Below are 26,437 nucleotides of genomic sequence, written 5' to 3' on the forward strand. Positions count from 1 at the left end.
GTAGAGGCTGCCGACCGACATGCCGGCGCGCTCGGCGATCCGGGTCGTCGTGCAGCGGGCGAGCCCCTCCCGCGTCAAAACCTGAATCACCGCGCCTTGCAGCGCGTCGATGGTGGCGAGCGAGCGCGCCTGAACCGGGGATTTGCGGGGCTTCAGGGCGGCGTCGGCCGTATCCATGGAATGCGAATTCCGAACGTGAAGGATCCTTCATATGCTCCTGCCCGTTCAGACAGGGCAAGCAACGGAGAGGATCCGCCGATGAGCAGCATCGACAAGGCCGGCACCTTCGCGCTCGGCAGCCGCATCGTGAACCGGCTGGGCTATGGCGCCATGCAGCTCGCGGGGCCCGGCGTGTTCGGCCCGCCGAAGGACCACGCTGCGGCGATCGCGGTGCTGCGCGAGGCCGTCGCGCGCGGCGTCAACCATATCGACACCAGCGATTTCTACGGGCCCCACGTCACCAACGGGCTCATCCGCGAGGCGCTGCACCCTTACGCCGACGCTCTCACCCTCGTCACCAAGATCGGCGCCCGGCGCGGTGCGGACGCCTCCTGGCTGCCGGCGTTCTCGCCGGCCGAACTCACGCAGGCGGTTCACGACAACCTGCGCAATCTCGGGCTCGAGGTGCTGGACGTGGTCAATCTGCGCCTCATGTTCAGCGTCCACGGCCCGGCCGAGGGCTCGATCGAGGCACCGCTCACCGTGCTGGCCGAGCTCCAGCGGCAGGGGCTCGTCCGCCATATCGGCCTCAGCAACGCGACGAAGGCGCAGATCGCGCAGGGGCGCGGCATCTGCGAGATCGTCTGCGTGCAGAACCAGTACAACATCGCGCAGCGGCAGGATGACGGGCTGATCGACGATCTCGCCGGCCAGGGCATCGCCTATGTGCCGTTCTTCCCGCTGGGCGGCTTCTCGCCGCTGCAGTCCTCGACGCTCTCGGAGGTCGCCGCGCGGCTGGGCGCGACGCCGATGCAGGTGGCGCTCGCCTGGCTGCTGCGCCGGGCGCCGAACGTCCTCGTCATCCCCGGCACCTCCTCCCTCGCCCATCTGCGCGAGAACCTCGCCGCCGCGGCGCTCGAACTGCCGGCGGACGCCCTCGCCGACCTCGACCGGATCGCGGCGTAGCGACGCCTGCCGCGTCAGCGCGTCGGCAGGCTCGACCGCGAAGCGCCGGACTTGCAGAGACCGGAGGCGCGCCGGCGCCCCGTCGCGATGGCGGGGCCGCCCCGGCCCGGCTAGTGTGTGGGCATGCGCGAGACCGTCACTCTTCTGATGCCGCTCCTCGATGACGGCACCGACGTCTGGCGGCCGGTCTCGGACGAAGCGCTCGGCGATGACCTCTACCGCATCGTCGGCCGGCCGGAGGCGGACGAGCGCTGGGCCTTTCCCGTGGGGTCGCTCGTCCGATGCCGATGGCGGACGTTCGGGGGCGGCTAGGCGCACCTTGTGCCCAGCGGGCCGGTGCGATAGCGCTCGTCCGCCTTCCTCGGGAACTCCCCATGCGTGCCTCCATCGTCATCTCCGCCGTCGTCGCCGCGCTGGTCGGGTTCGCGGGCACGCTGGCGCTCATCGTCTCGGCCTGCCAGGCGGTCGGGGCGACGCCCGGGCAGACCTCTTCCGCCGTGCTCGGGCTGTGCCTCTCCATGGCCGGCACCACGGCGGTGCTCAGCGTGCGCTACCGCATGCCGATCATCACCGCCTGGACCACGCCGGGGGCGGCGCTGATCGCCGCCTCGCACGGCGTGTCGATGGAGGCGGCGGTCGGCGCCTTCCTGCTGGTCGGGGCGATGATCCTCGCCACCGCCGCGATCCGCCCGCTCGGCGCGCTGGTGGCGCGCATCCCGACCGCGATCGCCGCCGCCATGCTGGCCGGCGTCCTGTTCCGCTTCGCCACCGCCGTGTTCACCTCGGCGCAGGCGGACCCGCTGCTGCTGCTGCCGTTGATCGGGCTGTTCCTGGTCGCGCGGCGGCTCAGCCCGTTCGGGGCGGTGCTGGTGGTGCTGGTGGCGGGCGTCGGCCTCGCCGCGCTGGCGGGGCGGATCGGGGCGCTGCCGGCCGGCATCCCGCTGCCGACGCCCGAGCTGATCTGGCCGGTGTTCGAGCCGCAGGTGCTGATCGGGCTCGGCCTGCCGCTCTATCTCGTCACCATGGCCTCGCAGAACCTGCCAGGCTTCGCGGTGCTGGCGGCGGCGGGCTACACGCCGCCCACCGGGCCGATCCTCGCCGCGACGGGTTTCGCCTCGGTGCTCACCGCCCCCCTCGGCTCGCTCACCTCGAACCTCGCGGCGATCACCGCCTCGATCTGCACCGGGCCGGACACCCATCCCGATCCCGGCAAGCGCTGGATGGCCGGGCCGTTCTACGCGGCGAGCTATATCGTGCTGGCGATCGGCGGCGCCTCGCTGGTGGCGCTGATCGGGGCGCTGCCGGCCGGGCTCGTCGCCGCCTTCGCCGGGCTCGCTCTGCTCGGGCCGCTGGTCAACGCGCTCGGCATCGCCATGACCGACGTGACCCGGCGCTTTCCCGCCGTGCTGACGCTGGCGGTGACCGCCTCGGGGATTTCGCTCGGCGGGCTCGGCTCGGCCTTCTGGGGGCTGGCGGCGGGGCTGCTGGCGCTGCTGGTCGAGCATGTGCGCCGCCCGGCGGCATCGTGAGCCGCACGGGGCGCCTTGCCCCACGGACGATTCGACGCTAAGCCGCCCGCAACGTTCGGGGACAGCGCATGAGCGAGACGAAGCAAGGCCTCAGCTACCGCGACGCGGGCGTCGACATCGACGCCGGCAACCGCCTCGTCGACCTCATCAAGCCGCTGGTGAAAGCCACCCGGCGGCCGGGCGCGGATGCCGATATCGGCGGCTTCGGCGGCGTGTTCGATCCGAAGGCGGCCGGTTTCAAGGACCCGCTGCTGGTCGCCACCACCGATGGCGTCGGCACCAAGCTGAAGATCGCCATCGAGACCGGCCGGCACGACACGATCGGCATCGACCTCGTCGCCATGTGCGTCAACGATCTCGTGGTGCAGGGCGCGGAGCCGCTGTTCTTCCTCGATTATTTCGCCACCGGCAAGCTCGCCCCCGAGGTCGGGGCGCAGATCGTCGCCGGCATCGCACGGGGCTGCAAGGAGGCCGGCTGCGCGCTGGTCGGCGGCGAGACCGCCGAGATGCCCGGCATGTATGCCGATGGCGACTACGACCTCGCCGGCTTTTCGGTCGGCGCGGTCGAGCGCGGCCAGTTGCTGCCCGCTCCCGGCATCGCGCCGGGCGACGTGCTGCTCGGCCTCGCCTCCTCGGGCGTCCATTCCAACGGCTATTCGCTGGTGCGGCGCATCGTCGGCCTGTCCGGCCTCGGCTGGGACCAGCCGACCCCCTTCGCGCCCGGCCATACGCTCGGCGAGGCGCTGCTGACGCCGACGAAGCTCTATGTGCGCTCCTGCCTCGCCGCCATCCGCGCCACCGGCAAGGTCAAGGCGCTCGCCCACATCACCGGCGGCGGGCTCACCGAGAACCTGCCGCGCGTGCTGCCCGCGGGCACCATCGGGCGCATCGATCTTTCCGGCCTGCCGGTGCCGCCGGTGTTCCGCTGGCTGGCGCAGACCGGCCATGTCGCGGGCGAGGAGATGCTGCGCGCCTTCAACTGCGGCATCGGCATGGTCGTCGTCTGCGCGCCCGAGGATGCCGAGCGGGTGGCGGACGCCTTCGCCGATGCCGGCGAGGAGGTGATCCATCTCGGCGCCATCGAGCCCGGCACGGGCACGGCGCACACCGTCTATGACGGTGCGCTCGACCTCGCCCGGCCGCTGTGAGCGTGTCGGTGATCCCGCAGCCGCGCCGCACCAAGGTCGGCGTCCTCATCTCCGGGCGCGGCTCGAACATGGCCTCGCTGCTGAAGGCCGCCGCCGCGCCCGATTTCCCGGCCGAGATCGCGCTCGTCATCTCGAACCGCGCTGACGCCGGCGGCCTCGCCACCGCCGCGGCGGCCGGCGTCGCCACGCAGGTGATCGACCACAAGGCCTATCCCGACCGGCCGAGCTTCGATGCCGCGCTCGATGCGGCGCTCGACGCGGCGGGGGTCGAGCTGGTCTGCCTCGCCGGCTTCATGCGGCTGCTCACGCCCCGCTTCACGCAGGATCGCTACGGCCGGATGATCAACATCCACCCGTCCCTGCTGCCGCTGTTCAAGGGCCTGCACACCCATGAGCGGGCGCTGGCGGAAGGCGTGCGCCTGCACGGCTGCACCGTGCACTTCGTCACCGCCGAGATGGATGTCGGGCCGATCATCCTGCAGGCGGCGGTGCCGGTGCTCGACGACGACACGCCGGAGACGCTCGGTGCCCGCGTGCTGGCGCAGGAGCACGTGATCTACCCCGCTGCGCTGCGCCTCGTCTGCGAAGGCCGCGCCCGGATCGAGGACGGCCGCGTGCGGATCGACGCGATGGGCGACCTCGCCGGCCGCCGCGCGCTGGTCTCGCAGGGCGGCTGACCTCCCTCCTCCGGACACCACCGCCGCCCGCGCTCCTTCCGGCATCGAAGGCGTTCACCATCGCGCGCAAACCCCGCCGCGCGGCGCGCTGCCGCCTTGCGCCGCGGGGTCGGCTGCCGCACAAACTGACGCAAGGGGAAAAGAGACCCCGGTCGAACCGGTCGAAGGAGTGAAGCAGAATGTCCGCCCAGGTGAGTGCCGCAGACGACGGGAACGAACTCTACGAGGAGCGCGAGGCGGTCGGCGTCTTCCGGGACGAGGCGGCTCTCAATGCCGCGGTCGACGCGCTGATCGATGCCGGCCTCTCGCCGCAGGATATGAGCGTGCTGGCCCATTCCGAGCGCCTGTCCGGCGGCAACGTGGCCGCGCTGGAAGATGCCGGCGACAGCCCGCGCGCGTCCTATGTGGCGCCCGACACCCGCGCCGGGGCGCTCGCCGCCACCGCGGCCACCCCCGCTCTGCTGGCCGGGCTCGGCCTCGCGGCCGTGGTGGGCACCGGGGGCGCGGCGCTGGTACCGACGCTCGCCGTCACGCTCGGCGGCACCGCCGCGGGCGGCGCTATCGGCGTCATCTTCGCCCGCGCCTTCGGCCGCCGCCATGCGGCCAATGTCGAGCGCCAGATCGTGAATGGCGGCCTGCTGCTGTGGGTGCATGCGCCCGATCCGGCGAAGGACGCCACCATCGTCTCGCTGCTGAAGGCGAACGGGGCGCAGGATGTACACATCCATGTCTGCACCCGGTCCTGGGGTCCGGCCGACGTGCCGCTTCATGATTTCAATCCCGACCCGCTGCTCGGCCGGGATTGATCGCCGGACAACACGTTGGCGCCGTCGGATTCCGCTGAATCCGGCGGCTTGCCGTCCTACTGCACGGCCTGCGTCACCACCCCGCGCACCCAGGCTTCCGGCGAGACGCCGAGGGCGCTCGCCTTGGCGGTCACCGCGTCGAGCGTGGCCGGCGCCAGCGGCACGTCGAGGATGATGGCCTCGGCGCTGTCGAGCGCATAGACGACGCGGGTGATGCGCGCGGCGAAGCGGCTCACCCGCGCGGTCTTCTCGGCATCGGTCAGTTGCTGCGACGCGACCGTCGGGCAATAGGCGGCGATCAGCCCGTCGATGATCAGAACCGGGTTCACCCCCTGCCCGCGCAGGTTGATCACCGCCGCGTTCAGCGCCTCGACGCGATCAAGCCCGTCCCCCGTCGGCAGCGCCGCCTGAACACGCTTGTCGCCCGGGACGTCGAGCGGGCGTGCCGGGCACTCGAAGCCGGTGGCGGCGACGGCCGGGGATACGGCGCCGGGCGCGGCGAGCGCACAGGCGAGCACGAGGGCGGAGAGCAACGGCGCGGTGTTCATGGAAATCGGTTCCTTCCTGCGAAAGCATCGATGAAACACAGAATGTAAAAGACCACAATAGCCGCCACCGGCACCGCCAACACCCATCTCCAGTGGGAGAATAGGCCGGCTTTAGCGGGATCAAGCTAAGGCACCCGATAGACGGTGACGCTAAAAATAGCGAAAAATTAAAGCGTTCTTCGATGAGAGAACCGGTCATCTGCCAGGGCTCTGGTGCGTCGTCGGCCCGGCACCAGCGTCAGGCCCCGGTGTCCGCCTCCACCCGCTCCAGCTTCACGCGGTTGTCGTGGAACGCCGCGCCGCCGACCGGGGCGACGGGATCGGCACCGGTGAGCGAATTGATGCCGCGCCCGCCCTTGTGGGCGCCGTTCGGCCAGATCGATTCCGCCACCACCACGCCGCGCCGCAGCCCGTCGAAACGGCGGACGGTGAGCTCCACCGCGCCGCGCGGATTGGAGACGCGGACGGCATCACCCTCGCCGAGGCCGAGTTCATCGGCGTCCTCGGGGTGCAGCAGCAGCTCGGGCCGCTTCTCGCGCTTCAGCGAGCCGGGCGTCTCGGTGAAGGAGGAATTGAGGAAGGAGCGCGCCGGCGCGGTGACGAGGCGGAACGGATGCTCGGCCGTCGCCTCCTCGATCACCGCCCAATGGTCGGGGAAGGCGGGCATCTCGCCGACCGGCCCGAATTTCGACGGCGCGGGATAGGGCACCTTTGCCCAGTCCGGCTTCAGGCGGAACCTGCCGTCCGGCCAGGAGAAGCCCTTCAGGTAATGTGCCGTCTCGAAATCCGGCTGAATGTCCAGGAAGCGCTTCTCCTCCAGCTCCGCCAGCGTGCCGTGGCGGCTCGCCTGCAGCGTCCAGTCGATGATCGCGCGCGGGCTCATGGCAAAGCCGGGATGCTCGGCGCCGAGCCGTTCCGCCAGCGCGCAGACGACGTCGTGGTTGGAGCGGCACGTGCCCGGCGGCTCGACCAGCTTGGGCCCGAGGATGATGTGCTGGTTGCCGCCGGCCTGGTAGAGGTCGTCATGTTCGAGGAACATGGTGGCGGGCAGCACGAGGTCCGCCATGCGCGCCGTCTCGGTCATGAAGTGCTCGTGCACGGCGACGAACAGGTCCTCGCGCGCGAAGCCGCGCTTGACCCGCTCCTGGTCGGGCGCGACGGAGACCGGGTTGGTGTTCTGGATGAGCATGGCGGTGACCGGCGGGCCGCCGAGCAGCGCCTCGGCATCGCCGTCGAGGATCGCGCCGATGCGCGACTGGTCGAGCGCGCGGGGGCGGCGGCCGGATCCGGACCGATCGGCCTGACTGGACTGACCGGCCTGATCGTCCACCTGACTGGACCGACTGGTCAGCAGGTCCAGCCCCTCGATCATGGTCTTGTTCCAGCCGAAAATCGCGCCGTTGGTGTGGAAGGCACCGCCGCCCTCGTGCTGCCAGAGGCCCGCCACGGTGGCGATGGAGACCACCGCGTGCATGTTGACCGCCCCGTTGCGGGAACGGGTGAAGCCGTAGCCGGCGCGGATGAAGGTGCGCGGCGTCCGCCCGATCCGCCGGGCGAAATCCTCGATCTCCGCCGCCGGAAGGCCGGTCAGCGCCGCCGCCCATTCCGGCGTGCGGGTGTCGAGATGCGCCTCCAGCTCGTTGAAATCGCGGGCATATTTTTCGAGGTAGGCGCGGTCGGCCAGCCCCTCCCGGAACAGCACGTGCATGATCGCGCTGGCCAGCGCACCATCGGTGCCGGGGCGGATCAGCAGCGGGATATCCGCCTGCTCCATGGTCGGGGACCGGTAGACGTCGATGACGGCGATCCTGGCGCCGCGCTCCTTGCGGGCGCGGACGGCGTGCGCCATCACGTTGACCTGGGTGGAGACGGGGTTGGTGCCCCAGATCACGACGAGATCGGACTTGCCCATCTCGCGCGGGTCCGGCCCCGCCAGCCGGCCGGTGCCGGCCATGTAGCCGCTCCACGCCGGATTGGTGCAGATCGTTGAAAAGAAACCGGAATATCCCATCGCGTTGCGCAGCCGGTTGATCCCGTCGCGCATCACGAGGCCCATGGTGCCGGCGTAGTAGTAAGGCCACACCGCCTCGGCACCGTCGCGGGCGGTATCGGCGGCGAACCGCTCGGCGATGCGGTCGAGCGCCTCGTCCCAGCCGATCGGCGCGAACTGGCCGGAGCCCTTGGGGCCGGTGCGGATAAGCGGCTGCGTCAGCCGGTCGGGGTGATGGATGCGCTCGGCATAGCGCGCCACCTTCGCGCAGATTACGCCGGCGGTGTAAGTGTTTAACGCCGATCCGCGGACGCGGCCGATGCGATCGCCGACAACCTCCACCTCCAGCGAGCAGGTGGACGGACAGTCGTGCGGGCAGGCGGAATGGCCGATCGAGGGCGAGATGTGGTGGTTCATGAAAAAAGCGCTCCGCCACCATCGTAGCGGAGCGCTCCTTCATGTCACCCGATTAACGGGCATAGCCGGCATCACCTTCAGTGATGGCCAACGGCCTCCGCCCGCGCCGCCCGGCGGGTCTTCACGATCCAGCCGAAGCACAGCACGAAGATCGCGCCGGCGGCCGCCGCCACATAATGGGGCAGAGCGGTCGGCTTCAGGCCCACCGGATCCTCCGGATCGGCGATCCGCTCGACCAGGCTCGGCGCGTTGGTCGCGAGATATTCGAGCACCACCTTGTCGCCCAGCAGCATTTCGCCGGCGATCCAGCCCAGCAGCGCCGCGCCGGCCCAGACCAGCAGCGGGAAGCGCGCGATCAGCTTCAGGATGATCTGCGAGCCGAACACGATCAGCGGGATGGTCAGCAGCAGGCCGAAGATGAAGAGCTCGGCATGGCCGCGCGCGGCGGCGGCGATGGCGACGACGTTGTCGAGGCTCATCACCGCGTCGGCGATGGCGATGGTCTTCACCGCCTTCCACAGGCTGTCGGCCCCGGCCACTTCATGGCCGCCGCCCTCCTCCTCGAGGACGAGCTTGATGGCGATCCAGAACAGCAGCACGCCGCCGAGCACCTTCAGGAAGGGCACGCCGAGCAGGTACGAGACCACGAGGGCGAAGATGATGCGCAGGCCCACGGCGGCACCGGCGCCGAGGATGATGCCCCATTTGCGCTGCTTCTCGGGAAGCGATCGGCAGGCCAGGGCGATGACGACGGCGTTGTCGCCGGAGAGGAGCAGGTCGATCCAGATGATCTGGAGCAGGGCGACCCAGAAAACGGGGCTACTGAAGTCCATTATAGCCTCACAATCGCGTCGACGTCAGTCGAGATTACGTTGGGGAATCTGAAAGGTACAGCGCCTCGCGCGGGCGGGGCTCCACCCGCGCTCCCGCGGCCGAAGCCGCGGGGATCAAGAGGAAGCGGTGCGATGCGACCGATCAGGACTCGGCGTGGCGGGCGTGCCTCTGGCGCCCGATGAGCCAGCCGATCGCCACCACCAGCGCCGCGCCGGCGGCCGCGACGGGGTATTCGAGGTGCTCCACCGTGAGCTCGCCCAGCCACTCGTGGATCTTCACGTCCGAGATGAACATCTCGCCGGCCACCCAGCCGAGCAGAGCCGCGCCCGCCCAGACGAGGAAGGGAAAGCGTGCCAGCAGCGACATGATGAGGGCCGCGCCCGCAATGATCATCGGGATCGAGATGAGCAGGCCGATGATGATGAGGGTCCAGTTGCCGTCGGCCACCGCCGCGATGGCGACGACGTTGTCGAGGCTCATGACCAGGTCGGCGACGGCGATGGTGCCGACCGCGCGCCACAGGCTGTCATGAGCCTGCACGCCGCCCTCCCCGGCCTCGTCCTCCGGCAGGACGAGATCGACGGCGATGTACATGAGGGCGAGGGAGCCGACGATCTTCAGCCAGGGCAGGCCCAGAAGGGTCGCGACCACCGCGGTGAAGATCACGCGCATGCCGACCGCAACGGCGGCGCCCATGATCATGCCCCAGCGGCGCAGGCGATCGGGGAGCGACCGGCACGCCATCGCGATCACGACCGCATTGTCTCCCGACAGCAGCACGTTGATCCAGATGATCTTGAGCAGGGCGAGCCAGAAGACAGGCTGCATATAGTCCATGAGAGCTTCCTCACCACTCGCCGCATCGGGCGAGACCGCTTTGGGTTCAATTCGGGCGTTGGCGCGCCGCTGATGGGTGAGGCAAGAGGAGGTGGCTCCGGCGGGCCCACTCCTAGGTGCGCTCAATGGCGCGCCGTAAAGCTATCCCCGCTGCGGGCCACTTCTCCGTGGCCGGACCCCCGCAGCGCATCTCCGTTAACATACATAATATTGCATATGGACGCAAAGCCCCTTTGAGGGGGAAATCAACTTTGCGTCATAAAAATATAAAACCCGAGCCGGCAGGCGCCGGCTCGGGCCACGTTTCGCACGGCTCGCCGCGGGGCGGCGCGGGCTTCAGCCGACGATTTCGTTTCCGGAGAAGAACTGCGCGATTTCGATCGCGGCGTTCTCGGCGCTGTCGGAACCGTGGGCCGAATTCTCACCGACCGAGAGGGCGAATTCCTTGCGGATGGTGCCCGGCGCGGCGTTGGCGGGGTTGGTGGCGCCCATCACTTCGCGATACTTGGCGATGGCGTTCTCGCCTTCCAGCACCTGCACGACGACCGGGGCCGAGGTCATGAACTCGACCAGTTCGCCGAAGAAGGGGCGCTCCTTGTGGACGCCGTAGAAGGTCTCGGCCTGGGCGCGGGTCATCAGGATGCGCTTCTGCGCGACGATGCGCAGGCCCGACTGCTCGATGAGCGCGTTGACCGCGCCGGTGAGATTGCGGCGGGTGGCGTCGGGCTTGATGATCGAAAAAGTGCGCTCGAGCGCCATGACGTTCGTCCTTGGATCTGTGCGGCTATCAGGGTTTGAAGGTGCCGCGGCTTATAGCGGCGACCCTGCGGATCGGCAAGCCGCCGTTGCTTTCGGACACCCAGCCGACAGGTTCACGGCTATATGAACGGCAGATAACGACGAGTTCAGCTTTCATTGCATCGCGCCGACGCATTTAGCCCCCACATCAGGGCAGTCGGTGTCCGATCGCTGTCCCGGACCGGATGGAGCACGCCAATGTCGAGAATGCCGATCATCGGGATAGTATCCGCCGCGGGCCTTGTCGCTCTCGCGATCCTGCCGCAGGTCTCGACCGCCGCCGTGCAGGGCAACCATCGCGCACCCCCCGTCGTCGCGACAGACACGGCGGGTCAGGGCACGGATGCTGTGGCGTCCGCCAGTGAAGGCTACAAGACCTGCTTCATGAAGCGGAGCATCGTCTACACGGGCGGTGCTCCGAAGGCGGTGACCACCCGCCAGTGCGTGCAGTAAAAAATTCACCAAGGCGCGGAACTCCACACCCCCTTAACGGGTTTTAACCGCGAAGACGAGAACGGCAGGCTGCTTCGGTAACGAGTGCCATTCATCTTGCTGAACGCCAGACAACGACGGGTTCAGCTTCGGTTCCGAAGCAACGTACGAAGGTAGCGTTAATGACGCGTATATGAGCCGGCGACCAACGCCGGACATCGGCAGGAAGGACAGTCGCCATGCTCAAGACCGTTATAATAAGTGCGATCGCCGCCGCTCTGTGCCTCACCGCGCTTTTCGCCGGGGCGGCATCCGCCACCGGGTATCTGCGCCGCGCCGTGGCCGTGAACAACGTGCCCACCACCCCGCTCGCCACCGAAGTCGCCGGCGATTGCGTCGTGCAGACGCGCTGGGTGAAGAGCGCCGGCCAGATGGTCCAGGTCGAACGCCCCGTCTGCTACTGATTTTCAGGCTCGAGGCCGACGCCACGGCCTTGCCGCTCACGCATTCCGGAACAGGCTCGCGCATCCCCACCCCAAACCCCACGCGAGCCCGCCAGCCCCGGCTCCTCCCCCAGGGAGCCGGGGCATTTTTTTTGCGCGTGGTACCGATCACGTTGGCCCGAGGGTGCACCGACCCCACGCCCCTCCAGGTGCGACGGCGCGCGGCGCTCAACGCTCGCGGCAGGCTTGCACAAGTTCCGCCAACGCCTCGATATCGGCGGTACGGGGGGCGCTGCGTCGCCACACCAGACCCACCACACGCCTTGGCTCCGGAACCGTGAAGCGCATGAGTCGCACGCGCTCGTCGGCCATCCGCTCCGCCTCGACGAAGAGTTCGGGCAGGAGCGTAACGCCCTGGCCGTTGGCGACCAGCTGGACGATGGTGGTGAGGCTGGTCGCCCCATAGCTGCGCAGGCGACGCGGATCGATATTCGCGCACACCTGCAGCGCCTGGTCGCGCAGACAATGGCCATCCTCGAGCAACAGCAGGTCTTCGCGCATGAGCAGATCCGCGCTCGCCATGCCGTCGGCCGGCACGGGCGCGTCGGCGGGCACCGCCAGCAGGAAGGCGTCCTCGAACAGCGGCAAGGCGGCGAGATCGGCGTGGTCCACCGGCAGGCTCAGGATGACCGCATCGAGGTCGCCGGCCAGCAATTCGCCGAGCAGCATGTCGGTCTGCGTCTCCCGCAAGCCGAGCTCGAGCCCGGGATAGAGCCGCCGCGCCGCGGGGAGCAGGCGGGGCAGCAGGAAGGGGGCGATGGAAGGGATGACGCCCAGCCGGAAGCGCCCCTCCAGCGGCCGGCCGTGAATGGCGGCCGAGGCCTCGAGATCGGCAACCGCCAGCAGGATGGCGCGGCCGCGCTCGGCGGCGTCGTTGCCGGCCTCGGTCAAGCGGACGCCATCGCGGCCACGCTCCACCAGCGCAACGCCCAACCGCGCCTCGAGGTCGCGGATCTGCATCGACAGCGCCGGCTGGCTGACGCCGCACAGTGCCGCCGCCCGGCCGAAATGGCGCGTACGCCCCAAGGTTTCGAGGTAGCGGAGTTGGCGCAGCGAGATCATGCGATCAGACTATCTGATCGCGCCGGCACCGCGAACTGATTTGATCTTATCCGGCGCGCCTCGCAGAATGGGCAAAGCTGCAGGCGAGCCCCTCCCGATGACGGGCGGGGCTGCGCAGGCCGGCGTTTGCCGCCGGAAACGAAAAGACAGAGTGCCGCAACCGGCGCCCTGTCGGAGATGGAGCGGATCGGTACGCCCCCCGGCCGGTACGCTCCAGGGGTGCGGAGCTCTCCGCACCCCACCCGGGGCGCCGCAGTGCGCGGGTCAGCCCTCGAGGATCTTCTTGCGGAACAGCAGGCCCGCCAGGAAGGCGCCGATCGGCGGCACGACGATGAACAGCCAGAGCTGCGACATCGCCTTGCCGCCCACGAACAGCGCCGGCCCGAGGCTGCGCGCCGGATTGACCGAGACGCCGGTGACCGGGATGAAGGCGATGTGGATCATCGTGAGCGACAGGCCGATGGCAAGGCCGGCGGCCTGGGTGACGCCCGCCTTGCTGGTCGAGCCGAGGATGACGACGAGGAACACGAAGGTCGTGACCAGTTCGCCGATCACCGCCGCGCCCAGCCCGAAGCCGCCGCCATAGCCTTCGCCCCAGCCGTTCTGGCCGAGGCCCGCCGTCGCCACGTCATAGCCCGAGAGCTTGCCGGCGAGGAGCAGGTAGAGGATGCCCGCGCCGGCGATGCCGCCCAGGAACTGGGAGATGATGTAGCCGGGGAGCGCCGAGGTCGGCAGCCGGCCCGCCGCCCACACGCCGATGGAAACCGCCGGGTTGATGTGGCAGCCCGAGACATGGCCGATGCCGTAGGCCATCGAGGTGACGGCGAGGCCGAAGGCGAAGGCCACCGCCAGGAACCAGACCGGCGAGGTGCCGGCAAAGCCGGTCAGCACGACGGAGCCGCAGCCGAAAAGCACCAGCACCGCGGTGCCGATAAATTCTGCAACATATTTGTTCATCAGAACCCCCGAGGGCGGCGCGTCCCACCGACTCATACCGCCTTCCGGCATTATAGGGTGGAGTCGACTGCACAACAAAAGGGCTCTTGTCGCTCAACCGTACGGCGCTTGGTTTCAACGCGCCGCCGCTCCACATTGCGTCGATCCACTCCGCCCCACTACCACTCCGCCCACGTATCGGTCACCCCATGACGACCTCCCCTGCCCGACGCTACCGCACCTTCGCGCACTATAATCGCTGGGCGAACAGGCGCCTGTATCAGGCCGCCGCCGCGCTGGGCGAGGCCGACTACCACGCCGAGCGGGGCGCCTTCTTCGGCTCGGTGCACCGGACGCTGAACCATCTGCTGGTCACCGACCGGATCTGGATGGCGCGCTTCGCCGGCGATGCGACGGGGGTGGCGCCGCGGCTCGACGCGGTGCTGTTCGAAGCGCTTTCCGATCTCGCCCGCGCCCGCGACGCCGAAGATGTCCGCATCATCGACTTCGCCGAGGCACTGGATGGCGCGCGGCTCGCCGCGCCGATCCGCTACGCCAACTCGTCCGGACAGAGCTTCCAGCAACCGCTCGACAGCGCGCTCGACCATTTCTTCAACCACCAGACCCACCACCGCGGCCAGGTGCATGCGTTGCTCACCGGGCTGCGCGGCCGGGATGGCGCGCCGAGCCTCGACCTGATCGTCTTCCAGCGCGAGACCGGCGCGAGAGGCACGAGCAACGGCTAGGGCCGGCCGACGGGTGCTGGCGAATCGGGCGCGGTGAATCACGATCGACGAGAAGGCTTGCCCTGCCGCGTCACGGGCGGCACAAGGCGCGGATGATCACCTTCGACGATATCTCGCTCCGCATCGCCGGCCGGCTGCTGATCGACCACGCCTCCGCCTCGCTGCCGGAAGGCGCGCGGGTCGGCCTGGTCGGGCGCAACGGCACCGGCAAGACCACCCTGTTCCGCGCCATCACCGGCGATCTCGCGGTGGAGAGCGGGCATATCCGCGTGCCGGTGCGGGCGCGGATCGGCCAGGTGGCGCAGGAAGCGCCGGCCGGTCCGGAGCGGCTGATCGACGTGGTGCTCGCCGCCGATACCGAGCGCGCGGCGCTGATCGCGGAAAGCAGGACTGCGCAGGACCCTGCCCGCATCGCCGAGATCGAGACGCGGCTGGCCGACATCGGCGCGCATTCGGCGCCGGCGCGCGCCGCCCGCATCCTCGCCGGGCTCGGCTTCGACGAAGCCGCCCAGCAGCGCGCCTGCTCCGAATTCTCCGGCGGCTGGCGCATGCGGGTGGCGCTCGCAGCGCTGCTGTTCGCCCAGCCCGACCTGCTGCTGCTCGACGAGCCGACCAATTATCTCGACCTCGAGGGAACGCTGTGGCTGCAGGACTATCTGGCCCGCTATCCCTATACGGTCCTCATCGTCAGCCACGACCGCGAGCTGCTCAACGAATCGACGACGCACATCCTGCATCTGGAGCGCGGCAAGCTCACGCTCTGGCGCGGCGGCTATGATTCCTTCGAACGGCAGCGCGCCGAGAAGCTCGCGGTCGACCAGAAGCACCGCGCCAAGGTAGAGGCCAAGCGGCGGCACATGCTCGCCTTCGTCGAGCGCTTCCGCGCCAAGGCGACCAAGGCACGGCAGGCGCAGTCTCGGCTGAAGGCGCTCGCCCGACTGGAGCCGATCGCCGACGCGGCGGGCGAGGACGCCGCCGCCATCTCGATCCGGCACCCGGAGCGGATTCTCTCGCCCCCGATCCTGACTTTCGACGGCGCCAGCGTCGGCTATGACGGGGTGCGGCCGGTGCTGCGCAACCTGACGCTCCGCATCGACCATGACGACCGCATCGCTCTGCTCGGGCCCAACGGCAACGGCAAGTCGACTTTCGCCAAGCTCACCGCCGGCCGGCTGGCGCCGATGGCCGGCCGCTTCGTGCGCGCGCCCGGGCTCGACGTCGCCTATCTGGCGCAGCACCAGCTCGACGAGCTCGTCGCTGGCGACAGCGTCTACGACCATGTGCGCCGGCTGATGCCCGATGCGCCGGAGGCGCGGGTGCGCAGCCGGGCGGCGGAGATGGGATTTTCCGGCGGCGCGGCGGATACCCGCATCGGGGCGCTCTCCGGCGGCGAGAAGGCGCGGCTGCTGCTGGGGCTCGCGGCCTTCCACGGACCACATCTGCTCATTCTCGACGAGCCGACCAACCATCTCGACATCGCCGCCCGCCAGGCGCTGACGGAGGCGATCAACGCCTTTCCCGGCGCGGTCATCCTCATCAGCCATGACCGCTCGCTGATCGATGCCTGCGCCGAGCGGCTCTGGCTGGTCGCCGACGGGACGGTGAAGCCCTATGAGGGCGATCTCGACGAGTATCGCCGGCTGGTGCTGGCCCGCAGCGGCTCCGGTGAGACCAAGGCCGGCAAGACGGCGGCAGCGGGCGAAGGCGCGGGCGCGGCGAGCCGGCGCCTCGCCGCCGAGAGGCGGGCGGAACTGGCGCCGCTGCGCAAGCGGCTGAAGGAAACCGAGGCGGCGATGGAGAAGGCGCGGCGGGAGATCGCGGCGCTCGACGCGCGGCTCGCCGAGGCCGGATTCTATGAGCGCGCGCCGGCCGAAGCCGGGCGGCTGGCGCAGCAACGCGCGGCGCTCGCCGCGACGCTCGCCCGGACCGAGGACGACTGGCTCACCGTCTCGGAGCAGATCGAGGCGGCGGGCGGGTAGGCCGGGCGGCTCGCGGGAGAGGAAGGCGACACGCCGGCAAGCCCCCACGAGGAAGGCCTCTTCGCGCCGGAACGATCGCCACGACCTTCGCCTGCGGCGGAGCGCGCAAGTCACCCCCCCCTGCCCTGCGGCCTTTCCGACCTTCTGGAAACGCAAAAAGAAACCCCGGCTTTCGCCGGGGTTTCCATTTTCAGACCGTTTGATCGCAAGGATCAGAAGGTGCGACGAACCGACAGGATGACCTGCTGGGCGTCTTCGCTGCCGCCGTTGTAGCGGTACAGATCGTAGTCCTCGCCGTTCCAAACAGCGGTAGTGCCGTTGTCGTAGTCGTACTTCGAGTAGGAGTACTGAGCGACGAAGAGGAGGTTCTTCACCGGCGACCAGTTCAGGCTCGCACCCAGGGTATAGGTGTTGTAGCCATTGCCGTAGAACTCAGAGAAACCACCCGGACCAGGAACAACGTACTCCTGGATCGGGCCGTTCTTCGCGTCGAGATCGGCGTAGCCACCGTACAGAACCGTGAAGACTTCCGGGGTGAAGTAGTGAGTCAGCTCAGCCGCGACGCTCCAGGAGTCGGACGCATTGAACTGGCCGCTAGCCCAGTCATAGTACACATCGCGACCCTGCGGGACGAGGCCGCCCGAAGCGCCCGTGTAGCCGACCGCGCCCTTGGCCCAGGTGCCTTCGATGTACAGCGTGTCGCCATCGCCGAGAGCCGGCAGGTTGAACATCACGCCAGCGAGCAGGGCGTAGCCCCAATCGTCGGAGAGGTTCGAGGAAACATTGCGCCACAGGATGGTGCCGTCGGTGTCGAGTTCACGCGCCGCAGCGGAGAAAGCGAGCGAACCCCACTCGGCTTCGTAACGCAGCGCGCCGATGATCGCCGGAATGTCGGTGCCCAGATCCCAGCTGCTCGCCGGACCGTAATCATAGACGCCGTTGGCGCGGTTGCTGTCGTCTTCGATCGAGATCGTCGCCGTGAAGCCATTGCCGAAGTCGGCGGTGTAGGCCGCGGCAATGGTGTTCGAGTCGGCGGTGATCGCCGGGGAGTCGAAGCCCCAGATGTTGTTGTCGGCGTAGAAGTCGAAGAACGACTGCACCTTACCGAAGGTGAAACCGGCGAACTGGATGTACGCCTTATCGACCGTGAAGGTCTGGCTCTGGCCGAAGTAGCCGTCGCCCTGGTCGCCGCCGTTGCCGTAGGTGCCGCGCAGATCGATGAACGAACGCAGGGTGCCGTACTCGGTCTGCGTGCGGGCGTCGAGGCGAACGGTGCCGCGGGCCTTGAAGTAGGTGTCTTCGTAGGCCGACTCCGGAATGTCGGAGTAATCCTGCCAGTAGTAGTCGGTCTGGACGAAGCCGCCGACCTTCAGGCAGGTGTCGGTGCCCGGAATGTAGTAGAAGCCGGCGCCGTAGGTGGAGCAGATCTTCACATACTCAGCCGCCTTCGCCTTCACAGGCAGGTCGGCCGCCGCAGCGGTACCGACCATCGCAATCCCGGCAACGCTACCGAGGAGCAGATTCTTCATGACCGTCTTCACTTCATTCTCCCCCAAATTGGACCAATGTTGGGTTTTCGATTTTCAGGGACCCACCGCACGTGAAGCACGGCATCCGCAGATGATATTGTTGGAAACGACTTCGGGGCGCAAAGCCAAAGTGGCCGTTCGGCGCCCCGGGAACCCATTCCGCAGAGGAGTGTTGCACGCGCGACACGATTTCGAGAGCGGTAAGGGAGGAACGGCGTGATTTCGGGCGCCCGCGCAACCCCCGGAAGATAAACGCTTTCTTAATCCCGCCCGCCGCGCCGGCTCCAGCGGCCGGAATCGTCCTGCTGCCAGTAGGCCACCTCGTGCCCGTCCCGCCGGACCGCCCGCCAGTCCGCCCGCGCCTGCTCCACCTGGGATTCGTCGGTACCGTCGAAGATGCGGATGACGCGGACATAATTGGCGGCGTCCGCGAGGTCGGCGCGGTCAATCAAAAACCGCACCTTGGCCGCATTCGGGTTTGCCGGGCCGGTGGTCAGCACCACCGGATGGCGGGAGGGGTCGGGCTCCCATTCGGTGCCGTGGGGCAGGAACGAGGCGTCGTCATAGGTCCACAGATGCTGGTCGAGCGATTCGACCCGCTCGCGACTCGGCGCCTCGACGACACAGTTCCAGCCGCGCTCGAGGCATTTCTCGATCAGGAGCGGCAGCACCCGTTCCAGCGGCTGGCGCTGCAGATGATAGAAGTGCACCTCCGACACCGGCGGCTCCCCCGATCGCGGGGCCGGCGCGCGGGGCGCCGGCCGCCGGACTTTACGATTCGTAGTGTTCGGCCACGAGGTCATCGAGCAGGCGCACGCCCCAGCCCGAGCCCCAGCTGCGGTTGATCTCGCTCGCGGGCGAGGACATGCCGGTGCCGGCAATGTCGAGATGGGCCCACGGCACATCGCCGACGAATCGCTTGATGAACTGCGCCGCGGTGATCGAGCCGCCGAATCGGCCGCCGGTGTTCTTCATGTCGGCGAACTTCGAATCGATCAGCTTGTCGTAATCGGGCGAGAGCGGCATGCGCCACACCTTCTCGCCGGTGGCGAGGCCCGATTCGGTGAGGCGTTGCGCAAGCAGATCGTCATTGGAGAACAGGCCGGCATGCTCGGTGCCGAGCGCGACGAGGATCGCCCCGGTCAGCGTGGCGAGGTCGACCATGAAGCGCGGCTTGAAGCGTTCCTTGGCGTACCAGACCACGTCGCCCAGCACGAGGCGCCCCTCGGCATCGGTGTTGATGATCTCGATGGTCTGGCCGGACATCGAGGTGACGATGTCGCCGGGGCGCTGGGCGTTGCCGTCCGGCATGTTCTCGACGAGGCCGATGAGGCCGACCGCGTTCACCTTCGCCTTGCGCGCGGCAAGCGCGTGCATGAGGCCGACCACGCAGGCGGCGCCCGCCATGTCGCCCTTCATGTCCTCCATGCCGGCGGCCGGCTTGATCGAGATGCCACCGGTATCGAACACCACGCCCTTGCCGATGAAGGCGACCGGGGCCTCACCCTCCTTGCCGCCGTCCCAGCGCATGACGACGACGCGGCTTTCCTGCTCGGAGCCCTGGCCGACGCCGAGCAGGGCGCGCATGCCGAGCTTCTTCAGCTGCTTCTCGTCCAGCACCTCGACCTTCACGTCGAGCTTCGAAAGCTCGCCCGCGCGCGCGGCGAATTCGGTGGGGGTCAGCACGTTCGGCGGCTCGTTGACCAGATCGCGGGCGATGATCACGCCCTCGGCCACCGCGTCGCGCTTCTTGAACGCGCGCTTGGCGGCGGCCTCGTCGGCGACCAGCAGGGCGATCCGCGGCCGGCCGCCGTTCTCGTCGGGCTTCTTGCGGGTCTTGTAGAGATCAAAGGAATAGGCGCGCAGCCGTAGGCCCGCGGCGAAGTCGGCGGCGCGCGCGGGCTCGACCTCGGCGCCGGCGGTCTCCAGAAGGATGCTCGCGTCGCGCACGGAGGACGGCAGCGCGCCCATCACCGTGCCGCCGAGCTTCAGCCAGTCGAGCGGCTTGAGGTCCGATGCCTTGCCGATGCCGACGATGATGAGCCGCGCGGCGGCGAGGCCGGACGGAGCCACGATGTCGAGGGTGGAGCCGGACTTGCCGGTGAAGCGGTCGGCCCCGGCGGCGCGCGCCAGCAGATCGCCGGCCGGCGCCAGCAGCGCCTCCGATACCGGGCCCAGCACCGGCGCCGAGGTCGGGCCTTCGCCCGCCAGCAGCACGACGACGCCGGCCGGCGTGCTGGAGAGCTTCGCGAAACTGATCTTGAGGGAATCGGACATCGCCACGTACCTTGGGGGTGGGCCTCCGGAAACGGGCGCCACTTCATGGGCGATGTTTAACCGAATGCGCGTCGCCCGACGAGTGCGCGCGGTCGGCCATAATCCCGGAGCATTGCTTATTCTTAATCGCGCGGCGCTCCCCGGCGGATCGGGGCGGCTGTCCGTGGGGAAGTTTGCGCATGCGCGCAGCTACGCTTAATTGAACGCCCGCGATGCCGTGGCCCCCTCCCCGGCGTCGCGACAGTCGAAACCGGAACTGCCTGCATGATGCGCCGCCTCGACCGCTACCTGTTCCGTTCGGCGGGGACGGCGTTCATCGGCACGCTGCTCGTGCTCTCGGCGATGATCTGGGTGACGCAGGCGCTGCGCGAGCTCGACATCATGACCGCGCAGGGCCAGACCATCCTCGCCTTCGCCTACATCACCAGCCTCACCATGCCGGTGCTGATCCTGGCGCTGGCGCCGGCGGCGCTGTTCATGGGCGTCGCCCACACATTGTTTCGCATGAACGGCGACTCGGAGATCGTCGTGGCCAGTTCGGCGGGCATCTCGACCTGGCGCTTCCTGCGGCCGCTGATCATCCTGGCGCTGCTGGTCTCGGCGATCTGCCTGGTGCTGTCGCTGGAAGTGGTGCCGGCGGCGATGCGCCAGTTCCGCACCGAGATCACCCGGATCCGCGCCGACGTGGTCGCCTTCATCGCCAAGCCGGGCATCTTCACCACGGTGGCGAAGGGCATGGTGTTCAATGTGCGCGAGCGCAACTCGACCGGCGTGCTGGGCGGCATCTTCATCAATGATGCGCGCAATCCCGACGAGGTCAGCACCTATCTGGCCGATCGCGGCCAGATCGTCGACACCGAGAACGGCACCTTCCTGATCCTCGAGAACGGCGCCATCCACCGCCGCTCGCCCGGCAAGAGCGACACCAACGTCGTCGAGTTCCAGCGCTACGCCTTCGACCTGTCGCCGCTCGCCTCGAGCAATGACGGGCCGACGCTGAGGCCCGCCGAGCGCGGCCTTCACGATTTGCTAAATCCTTCGCTGGACGATCCCACCTACAAGCGCGATCCCGGCCGCTTCACGGAGGAACTCCATCGCCGCCTCTCGCTGCCACTCTATATAATGGCGTTCTTCAGCATCGCCGTGGCCGCCCTTGCCGAGCCGCGTACCACACGCGAAAGCCGGGGGCTGGCGCTCGCCGGCACGCTGCCCTTCACGATCATCCTGCAGGTGGCCAATTTCGGCCTCGTCGGCCAGGTGCGCAATTCGAGCGCGGTCATTCCCTTCGTCTATCTCCTGCCGGTCGTGATGATCATCGGCAGCGCCCTCGTGCTCGCCGGCCTCAAGCCGCGCACGCCCGCCGCGGTCAGCCGCTTCTTCGACGACATGGCGCGGCGCGTCGTGCGCGCCACCGTGAACTGAGCCGCGCCGTGATCGGTCGCACGCTCGGCTTCTATTTCGGTCGCCGGTTCCTCGGGGCGGTCGCGTCGATCTTCGTCGGCTGCGTCTTCCTGATCATGCTGGTCGACTTCCTGGAGATGGCGCGCCGGGTGGGCGAGCGCGATGTCGACACCTCGACCATCGTGCTGCTGATTTTCTACCGGGCGCCCTATTTCACCGAGCAGCTGCTGCCCTTCGCCGTGCTGTTCGGGGCGATCGGGACCTTCCTGACGCTCTCCCGACGCCTCGAGCTGGTGGTGGCGCGGGCGGCCGGCATCTCGGCGTGGCAGTTCATCGCCCCCTCGGCGATCATCGCGCTCACGCTCGGCGTGCTCTCGACCACGCTCTACAATCCGATCTCCGCCGAGTTCAAGGAACGCGCGACGCAGCTCGAGGCGGAGATCTTCAGCCGCCAGACCGGCCTGTTCGCCTCCTCCGGCGGCAGCGGCTACTGGATCCGCCAGCAGAGCATCGATGGCCAGGCGATCATCCAGGCGGCCGCGAAGACCGATGGCGGACGCCAGCTCTCGGGCGTCACGGTGTTCGTCTTCGACACCGGCGGCCAGCTGATCGAGCGGATCGAGGCCAAGAGCGCGAAGCTCGAAACGGGTGTGTGGGTGCTCAGCCAGGCGCGCGTGCTCACCCCCGGCATCGACGTGCAGAGCTACGACACCTATCTCGTCGCCACCAACCTGACGCCGAATCAGATCCAGGATTCGCTGCAGAGCGAAACCGTCTCGTTCTGGGACCTGCCGGGGGCGATCGACGCGGCGGCGCGGGTCGGATTCGGCGTCGAGCGCTATCGGCTGCAGTATCAGAGTCTCCTCGCCCGGCCCTTGCTGCTGCTGGCGATGGTGCTGATCGCGGCCTCGGTCAGCCTGCGCGTGTTCCGGTTCGGCGGGATCGGCCAGACGATTCTCGGTGGCGTGGCCGCCGGCTTTCTGCTTTATGTAGCGACCAAGCTCGCCGAGGATCTCGGGGAGGCCGGGATCATGCATCCCGTGGTAGCAGCGTGGTTTCCAGCGGTCGTTGGAGCTTTGATGGGGATCCTCATCTTGCTCCACCGGGAGGACGGATGAAGGTCGGCGGCGTTGATGCCGGCCAAGCGGGGCCGAGGAGATCGCGACGAGCGCGATTGAACGGTTCGGCTTGTTGGCTGTTCTTTACGGCAGTTTCCGGTGCGCTGGGCATGCTTTTCCCGGCGGGGGAAGCTGCTGCCCAGATGATCGACGGCACCAAGCCGGTCTATGAGACCCCGCTCGGGCAGTGGGGGCTGGATCGCGTCGATTCGTCGAAGGGCACCTTCACCGAGCAGATGGCCTCGCAGCGCAAGGTCGATCCGAACGCCAAGATGCTCGTGACCGCGGACGAGCTGGTCTACGACTACAAAAACGACCAGATCTCCGCCGTCGGCAACGTGCAGATGTATTATGACGGCGCGGTGCTCGAGGCGAAGCGCGTCATCTACGATCGCAAGAGCGACCGCCTGCGCGCCGAGGGCGGCGTGCGGCTGAAGGATCGCGACGGCAAGATCATCACCGCCGACAATCTCGACCTCGCCAAGGATTTCAGCGACGGCTTCGTCAACTCGCTGCGCCTCGACACGCCCGACAAGCTGCACTTCGCCGCGGCGCGGGCGGAGCGTTCGGACGGCAACACCACCACCTTCGAGCGCGGCGTCTACACGGCCTGCGAGCCCTGCAAGGACAAGCCCGAGAAGCCGCCGCTGTGGCAGGTAAAGGCGGCGAAGATCGTCCACAAGGAAGCCGAGCAGACCATCTATTTCGAGGATGCGCGCTTCGAGTTCGCCGGCGTTCCGATCGCCTGGATGCCCTATTTCTCGGTTCCCGACCCGACCGTGAAGCGCAAGTCCGGCTTCCTGGCGCCGAGCTTCATCAACACGTCGGAGATCGGCTTCGGCGTGGTGGTTCCCTATTTCTGGAACCTCGCCCCGAACTACGACGTCACCTTCTCGCCGATGCTGACCACCAAGCAGGGCCTGCTGCTCGACGGCGAGTTCCGCCATCGGCTGCTGACCGGCTCCTACAGCATCCGCGCCGCCGGCATCATCCAGCAGGACAAGGATGCCTTCTATTCGGTGACCTCCGAGGGCATCCCGGACCCGACGCCCGGCTACCGCGACAACCGCGGCATGGTCGAGACGCACGGCAAGTTCAACATCAACACCGAATGGTACTGGGGCTGGGACGGCTGGCTGGTCTCGGACAAGACCTTCCTGAGCGACTACAACTTCATCCCTGACACGATCAAGGAAGAGGTGTCCCAGCTGTACCTCGTCGGCCAAGGCGACCGCAGCTTCTTCGACGCCCGCGCGATGTATTTCCTCGGCCTGTCGGAATACGACAACCAGGACCAGCTGCCGGTGGTCGGGACGGTCGACTACAGCAAGGTTCTGGGCCAGTCGCTGTTCGGCGGCCAGTTCAGCTACAATTTCAACTTCACCGCGCTCACCCGCGACGAGGTGGACCTGCGCGCCACCTCCGCCGCCTTCGTGGTGCCGCAGGTCGTGCAGGGCGCGACCAACGAGTGCGACGTGCTGAAGGTGATCGCCAGCGGCGCCGACCTGCGCGACAGCTGCCTGATGCGCGGCATGGCGGGCAGCTACCAGCGCCTGTCCGGCGAGGCCGACTGGCGCAAGACCTTCGTCGATTCCGCCGGCCAGATGTGGACGCCGTTCCTCAACATGCGGGTGGACGTCGCGGCCGTGCAGGCCAACGACACCGACATTCCCTGGCTGCCCGGCGGCGACCAGCAGCTGATCCGCGCCATGCCGGCGGCGGGCCTCGAATACCGCTACCCGTTCATCTCGGTGCAGAACTGGGGCACCCAGACCATCGAGCCGATCGCCCAGGTGATCGTGCGCCCGAACGAGGGCGATATCGGCCTGTTCCCGAACGAGGACGCGCAGAGTCTGGTGTTCGACGACACCAATCTGTTCGAGCTCAGCAAATATTCCGGCTATGACCGCGTCGAAGGCGGCGGCCGCGCCAATGTGGGCATCCAGTACACTGCCCAGATCCGCGGCGCCGGCCAGATCAACGCGCTGTTCGGCCAGTCCTACCAGCTGTTCGGCAAGAACTCCTACGCCAACCCCGACATGGCCAATACCGGCGACGAGTCGGGGCTGGAGACGGACGTTTCCGACTATGTCGCGCGCATCTATTACGCGCCGACCAAGGACCTCGCGCTGATCAGCCGGTTCCGCTTCGACAATGACGACCTGTCGATGCAGCGCTTCGAGTTCGAGGGCCGCACCACCATCGACCGGCTGACCATCGGCGCCATCTACGGCTACTACGAGGCCCAGCCGGACCTCGGCTATTACGAGCGCCGCGAGGGCATCTTCACCACCGGCTCGCTGAAGCTGAACCAGAACTGGAACCTGTTGGGCGGCATCCGTTACAACCTCCAGGAAGACGAGATCGACTACAGTCTCGTCGGCATCAGCTATATCGACGAGTGCTTCGGCATCAGCCTCAACTATCTCTCGGACTACACCGAGAGCGGCAACCGCGAGCGGGTGGACAAGTTCCTGCTGAAGATCAGCCTGCGCACCCTCGGCGAGGGCGGCATCACGACGCATCTCGGCTCGACCATGACCAGCGAGGAGTGATCGGCACGTCCGCCGATCACATCCCCGACAGGCGCGCTCCGGCCGCCGCGTCGTTTACCCAGCGGCACGCCGCGCGTCGCATTGATGCCACAAGCGAACCCCAGAAGGGGACCCGAGGTGGCCGCGCGCCTCGACGGATATGCCCTGCCGGAGACATCACGCACCATGCCGACGGATCTCGCTCACACCGCTGCCCTCCTCCGCCGCCTGCCGCGCCGCTGGGCGCAGCCCCTGCGTCGGCTGGCCTGGGCGGTGGCGACGCTGATGCTCCTCGGCGCGGCCCCGGCGTCGGCGCAGATCCTCGTCATGGTCAATGGCGAGCCGGTGACGGCCTATGACGTGTCGCAGCGGATCAAGCTCGCCCAGGTCACCGAGCGTCAGAACCTGAACCAGAAGCAGGCGCTGGACGCGGTGATCGACGACCGTCTCAAGATCTTCACCGCCAAGCGCTTCGGCGTGGTCGTCGACGACGACGAACTCAACAAGATGTTCGCCAACACCGCCAGCCGCACCGGGCGCACGCCGGAACAGCTGACGCAGGGACTGGCGCAGCAGGGCGTCGACGCCCGCGCGCTGAAGGCGAAGATGCGCGCCGACTATGTCTGGAACGGCTATGTGCGCGCCCGCTTCTCCTCGGCGACGCAGGTGCGCGATTCCGACATCTTCGCCGCCATGCAGGCGAAGGGCACCGAGGTCGGCGCCGCCGTGCAGCGCACCACCGAATACACCATCCGCCAGATCGTGCTCGTGGTGCCGCGCAACGCCGCCCCGGCGGTGCGGGCGCAGCGGGCGAGCGAGGCCAACGCGCTGCGCCAGCGCTTCAGCGACTGCGACAGCGGGCTCGCCGCAGCCCGGGCGCTGAAAGAGACCGTGGTGCGCGATCCGGTGATCCGCACCTCGGCCGATGTTCCCGCCGGCCTGCGCAAGCTGCTGGAGGAAACGCCCGTCGGCAAGCTCACCCCGTTCGAGGTCACCCAGTCGGGCGTCGAGATGGTCGCCATCTGCAACAAGCGCGAGGTGGTGGGCGACAGCGTGCAGAAGCGCGAAGTGCGCGACGAATTGCAGAACAAGCAGTTCGAGACGCAGTCGAAGCGCCTGCTCGAGGAAGCCCGCAAGTCCTCGCTGATCGAGTATCGCCGCTGAACCTGCCGCGTTGAACCGGCGGGCGGCTTGGCGTAAGCGAGGGCAGA

General features: G+C 68.3%; 24 protein-coding genes and 1 pseudogene. 14 read left to right on the forward strand and 11 right to left on the reverse strand.

From position 1 onward, the window contains the following. Window positions 1-18: 18 nt before the first annotated feature. A pseudogene (locus tag ACEUEL_RS09355) lies at window positions 19-177 on the reverse strand (TetR/AcrR family transcriptional regulator); the annotation flags it as partial. 81 nt (window positions 178-258) lie between these two features. Between ACEUEL_RS09355 and ACEUEL_RS09360 the strand changes: the two are divergent. From ACEUEL_RS09360 to ACEUEL_RS09385, 6 genes are all read left to right on the forward strand, one after another. Continuing rightward, entirely contained in the window at window positions 259-1,125 is an 867-nt protein-coding gene (locus ACEUEL_RS09360) for an aldo/keto reductase family oxidoreductase (protein ID WP_405704207.1), read from the forward strand. A gap of 123 nt (window positions 1,126-1,248) precedes the next feature. Next, entirely contained in the window at window positions 1,249-1,437 is a 189-nt protein-coding gene (locus ACEUEL_RS09365) for a hypothetical protein (protein WP_405704208.1), read from the forward strand. Window positions 1,438-1,499: 62 nt separating this feature from the next. Continuing rightward, window positions 1,500-2,654 (forward strand): benzoate/H(+) symporter BenE family transporter, encoded by a 1,155-nt coding sequence (locus tag ACEUEL_RS09370; protein ID WP_405704210.1) that lies wholly within the window; start codon window positions 1,500-1,502, stop codon window positions 2,652-2,654. Window positions 2,655-2,722: 68 nt separating this feature from the next. Further along, window positions 2,723-3,802 (forward strand): phosphoribosylformylglycinamidine cyclo-ligase, encoded by a 1,080-nt coding sequence (purM, locus tag ACEUEL_RS09375; RefSeq protein WP_405704211.1) that lies wholly within the window; start codon window positions 2,723-2,725, stop codon window positions 3,800-3,802. An 8-nt stretch (window positions 3,803-3,810) separates the two neighbouring features. Further along, the gene (gene purN, locus ACEUEL_RS09380; RefSeq protein WP_405704213.1) at window positions 3,811-4,479 is read left to right on the forward strand and encodes a phosphoribosylglycinamide formyltransferase; all 669 of its coding nucleotides are present in this window, start codon (window positions 3,811-3,813) and stop codon (window positions 4,477-4,479) included. A gap of 179 nt (window positions 4,480-4,658) precedes the next feature. Beyond that, the gene (locus ACEUEL_RS09385; protein WP_405704215.1) at window positions 4,659-5,285 is read left to right on the forward strand and encodes a hypothetical protein; all 627 of its coding nucleotides are present in this window, start codon (window positions 4,659-4,661) and stop codon (window positions 5,283-5,285) included. A 56-nt stretch (window positions 5,286-5,341) separates the two neighbouring features. On the opposite strand, the gene ACEUEL_RS09390 is transcribed toward ACEUEL_RS09385, so the two are convergent. The 5 genes from ACEUEL_RS09390 to ndk all read right to left on the reverse strand — a co-directional run bounded on the left by ACEUEL_RS09390 (window position 5,342) and on the right by ndk (window position 10,670). Beyond that, window positions 5,342-5,833 (reverse strand): hypothetical protein, encoded by a 492-nt coding sequence (locus ACEUEL_RS09390; RefSeq protein WP_405704217.1) that lies wholly within the window; start codon window positions 5,831-5,833, stop codon window positions 5,342-5,344. Window positions 5,834-6,071: 238 nt separating this feature from the next. Beyond that, the gene (locus ACEUEL_RS09395) at window positions 6,072-8,240 is read right to left on the reverse strand and encodes a molybdopterin-containing oxidoreductase family protein (RefSeq protein ID WP_405704218.1); all 2,169 of its coding nucleotides are present in this window, start codon (window positions 8,238-8,240) and stop codon (window positions 6,072-6,074) included. A gap of 77 nt (window positions 8,241-8,317) precedes the next feature. Next, window positions 8,318-9,073: a TerC family protein gene (locus ACEUEL_RS09400; protein ID WP_405704220.1), complete on the reverse strand. Its 756-nt coding sequence runs from the start codon at window positions 9,071-9,073 to the stop codon at window positions 8,318-8,320. Window positions 9,074-9,215: 142 nt separating this feature from the next. Then, a complete protein-coding gene (locus ACEUEL_RS09405) occupies window positions 9,216-9,911 on the reverse strand; it encodes a TerC family protein (RefSeq protein WP_405704221.1) in 696 nt (231 codons plus the stop codon). Between the two features lie 336 nt (window positions 9,912-10,247). Further along, on the reverse strand, window positions 10,248-10,670 hold the full coding sequence (gene ndk / locus ACEUEL_RS09410; RefSeq protein WP_405704223.1) for a nucleoside-diphosphate kinase: 423 nt from the start codon (window positions 10,668-10,670) through the stop codon (window positions 10,248-10,250). A 237-nt stretch (window positions 10,671-10,907) separates the two neighbouring features. Here ndk and ACEUEL_RS09415 point away from each other — a divergent pair, with 237 nt between their 5' ends. Further along, window positions 10,908-11,162 carry a hypothetical protein gene (locus ACEUEL_RS09415; protein ID WP_405704225.1) on the forward strand — a complete coding sequence of 85 codons (255 nt, stop codon included), beginning with the start codon at window positions 10,908-10,910 and terminating at the stop codon, window positions 11,160-11,162. A 218-nt stretch (window positions 11,163-11,380) separates the two neighbouring features. Next, window positions 11,381-11,605 (forward strand): hypothetical protein, encoded by a 225-nt coding sequence (locus ACEUEL_RS09420; RefSeq protein ID WP_405704226.1) that lies wholly within the window; start codon window positions 11,381-11,383, stop codon window positions 11,603-11,605. 207 nt (window positions 11,606-11,812) lie between these two features. On the opposite strand, the gene ACEUEL_RS09425 is transcribed toward ACEUEL_RS09420, so the two are convergent. Together ACEUEL_RS09425 and ACEUEL_RS09430 are read right to left on the reverse strand one after the other, a co-directional pair. Continuing rightward, a complete protein-coding gene (locus tag ACEUEL_RS09425) occupies window positions 11,813-12,706 on the reverse strand; it encodes a hydrogen peroxide-inducible genes activator (RefSeq protein WP_405704228.1) in 894 nt (297 codons plus the stop codon). 264 nt (window positions 12,707-12,970) lie between these two features. Further along, window positions 12,971-13,663 carry an aquaporin gene (locus tag ACEUEL_RS09430; protein WP_405706687.1) on the reverse strand — a complete coding sequence of 231 codons (693 nt, stop codon included), beginning with the start codon at window positions 13,661-13,663 and terminating at the stop codon, window positions 12,971-12,973. Between the two features lie 188 nt (window positions 13,664-13,851). Here ACEUEL_RS09430 and ACEUEL_RS09435 point away from each other — a divergent pair, with 188 nt between their 5' ends. Beyond that, window positions 13,852-14,388 (forward strand): DinB family protein, encoded by a 537-nt coding sequence (locus tag ACEUEL_RS09435; protein ID WP_405704229.1) that lies wholly within the window; start codon window positions 13,852-13,854, stop codon window positions 14,386-14,388. 92 nt (window positions 14,389-14,480) lie between these two features. After that, on the forward strand, window positions 14,481-16,367 hold the full coding sequence (locus ACEUEL_RS09440; protein WP_405704231.1) for an ABC-F family ATP-binding cassette domain-containing protein: 1,887 nt from the start codon (window positions 14,481-14,483) through the stop codon (window positions 16,365-16,367). Window positions 16,368-16,579: 212 nt separating this feature from the next. On the opposite strand, the gene ACEUEL_RS09445 is transcribed toward ACEUEL_RS09440, so the two are convergent. The 3 genes from ACEUEL_RS09445 to ACEUEL_RS09455 all read right to left on the reverse strand — a co-directional run bounded on the left by ACEUEL_RS09445 (window position 16,580) and on the right by ACEUEL_RS09455 (window position 20,173). Then, window positions 16,580-17,896, reverse strand: coding sequence for a porin (locus ACEUEL_RS09445; protein ID WP_405704232.1), 1,317 nt, complete (start codon window positions 17,894-17,896; stop codon window positions 16,580-16,582). A gap of 260 nt (window positions 17,897-18,156) precedes the next feature. Beyond that, window positions 18,157-18,615, reverse strand: coding sequence for a DNA polymerase III subunit chi (locus ACEUEL_RS09450; protein ID WP_405704233.1), 459 nt, complete (start codon window positions 18,613-18,615; stop codon window positions 18,157-18,159). Between the two features lie 52 nt (window positions 18,616-18,667). Beyond that, a complete protein-coding gene (locus ACEUEL_RS09455) occupies window positions 18,668-20,173 on the reverse strand; it encodes a leucyl aminopeptidase (protein ID WP_405704235.1) in 1,506 nt (501 codons plus the stop codon). Between the two features lie 264 nt (window positions 20,174-20,437). Between ACEUEL_RS09455 and lptF the strand changes: the two genes are divergently transcribed. The 4 genes from lptF to ACEUEL_RS09475 all read left to right on the forward strand — a co-directional run bounded on the left by lptF (window position 20,438) and on the right by ACEUEL_RS09475 (window position 26,390). Next, window positions 20,438-21,595 carry an LPS export ABC transporter permease LptF gene (lptF, locus tag ACEUEL_RS09460; RefSeq protein ID WP_405704237.1) on the forward strand — a complete coding sequence of 386 codons (1,158 nt, stop codon included), beginning with the start codon at window positions 20,438-20,440 and terminating at the stop codon, window positions 21,593-21,595. An 8-nt stretch (window positions 21,596-21,603) separates the two neighbouring features. After that, entirely contained in the window at window positions 21,604-22,692 is a 1,089-nt protein-coding gene (gene lptG, locus ACEUEL_RS09465) for an LPS export ABC transporter permease LptG (protein WP_405704238.1), read from the forward strand. A 143-nt stretch (window positions 22,693-22,835) separates the two neighbouring features. After that, window positions 22,836-25,247 (forward strand): LPS-assembly protein LptD, encoded by a 2,412-nt coding sequence (locus ACEUEL_RS09470; RefSeq protein WP_405704239.1) that lies wholly within the window; start codon window positions 22,836-22,838, stop codon window positions 25,245-25,247. Window positions 25,248-25,412: 165 nt separating this feature from the next. After that, window positions 25,413-26,390: a peptidylprolyl isomerase gene (locus ACEUEL_RS09475; protein WP_405704240.1), complete on the forward strand. Its 978-nt coding sequence runs from the start codon at window positions 25,413-25,415 to the stop codon at window positions 26,388-26,390. The last annotated feature ends 47 nt before the right edge of the window (window positions 26,391-26,437 follow it).

The sequence above is a fragment of the Ancylobacter terrae genome, from assembly GCF_045108345.1.
Classification (GTDB): Bacteria; Pseudomonadota; Alphaproteobacteria; order Rhizobiales; family Xanthobacteraceae; genus Ancylobacter.

Coding starts and splice junctions, on each gene's coding strand:
- purM (WP_405704211.1), top strand. CDS start 2,723: ATGAGCGAGACGAAGCAAGGCCTCAGCTACCGCGACGCGGGCGTCGAC.
- ACEUEL_RS09390 (WP_405704217.1), bottom strand. CDS start 5,833: ATGAACACCGCGCCGTTGCTCTCCGCCCTCGTGCTCGCCTGTGCGCTC.
- ACEUEL_RS09415 (WP_405704225.1), top strand. CDS start 10,908: ATGTCGAGAATGCCGATCATCGGGATAGTATCCGCCGCGGGCCTTGTC.
- ACEUEL_RS09400 (WP_405704220.1), bottom strand. CDS start 9,073: ATGGACTTCAGTAGCCCCGTTTTCTGGGTCGCCCTGCTCCAGATCATC.
- ACEUEL_RS09425 (WP_405704228.1), bottom strand. CDS start 12,706: ATGATCTCGCTGCGCCAACTCCGCTACCTCGAAACCTTGGGGCGTACG.
- ACEUEL_RS09455 (WP_405704235.1), bottom strand. CDS start 20,173: ATGTCCGATTCCCTCAAGATCAGTTTCGCGAAGCTCTCCAGCACGCCG.
- ACEUEL_RS09435 (WP_405704229.1), top strand. CDS start 13,852: ATGACGACCTCCCCTGCCCGACGCTACCGCACCTTCGCGCACTATAAT.
- ACEUEL_RS09445 (WP_405704232.1), bottom strand. CDS start 17,896: ATGAAGAATCTGCTCCTCGGTAGCGTTGCCGGGATTGCGATGGTCGGT.
- ACEUEL_RS09365 (WP_405704208.1), top strand. CDS start 1,249: ATGCGCGAGACCGTCACTCTTCTGATGCCGCTCCTCGATGACGGCACC.
- ACEUEL_RS09405 (WP_405704221.1), bottom strand. CDS start 9,911: ATGGACTATATGCAGCCTGTCTTCTGGCTCGCCCTGCTCAAGATCATC.
- ACEUEL_RS09430 (WP_405706687.1), bottom strand. CDS start 13,663: ATGAACAAATATGTTGCAGAATTTATCGGCACCGCGGTGCTGGTGCTT.
- ACEUEL_RS09370 (WP_405704210.1), top strand. CDS start 1,500: ATGCGTGCCTCCATCGTCATCTCCGCCGTCGTCGCCGCGCTGGTCGGG.
- ndk (WP_405704223.1), bottom strand. CDS start 10,670: ATGGCGCTCGAGCGCACTTTTTCGATCATCAAGCCCGACGCCACCCGC.
- ACEUEL_RS09395 (WP_405704218.1), bottom strand. CDS start 8,240: ATGAACCACCACATCTCGCCCTCGATCGGCCATTCCGCCTGCCCGCAC.
- ACEUEL_RS09470 (WP_405704239.1), top strand. CDS start 22,836: ATGATCGACGGCACCAAGCCGGTCTATGAGACCCCGCTCGGGCAGTGG.
- ACEUEL_RS09475 (WP_405704240.1), top strand. CDS start 25,413: ATGCCGACGGATCTCGCTCACACCGCTGCCCTCCTCCGCCGCCTGCCG.
- ACEUEL_RS09385 (WP_405704215.1), top strand. CDS start 4,659: ATGTCCGCCCAGGTGAGTGCCGCAGACGACGGGAACGAACTCTACGAG.
- ACEUEL_RS09360 (WP_405704207.1), top strand. CDS start 259: ATGAGCAGCATCGACAAGGCCGGCACCTTCGCGCTCGGCAGCCGCATC.
- ACEUEL_RS09440 (WP_405704231.1), top strand. CDS start 14,481: ATGATCACCTTCGACGATATCTCGCTCCGCATCGCCGGCCGGCTGCTG.
- lptF (WP_405704237.1), top strand. CDS start 20,438: ATGATGCGCCGCCTCGACCGCTACCTGTTCCGTTCGGCGGGGACGGCG.
- ACEUEL_RS09420 (WP_405704226.1), top strand. CDS start 11,381: ATGCTCAAGACCGTTATAATAAGTGCGATCGCCGCCGCTCTGTGCCTC.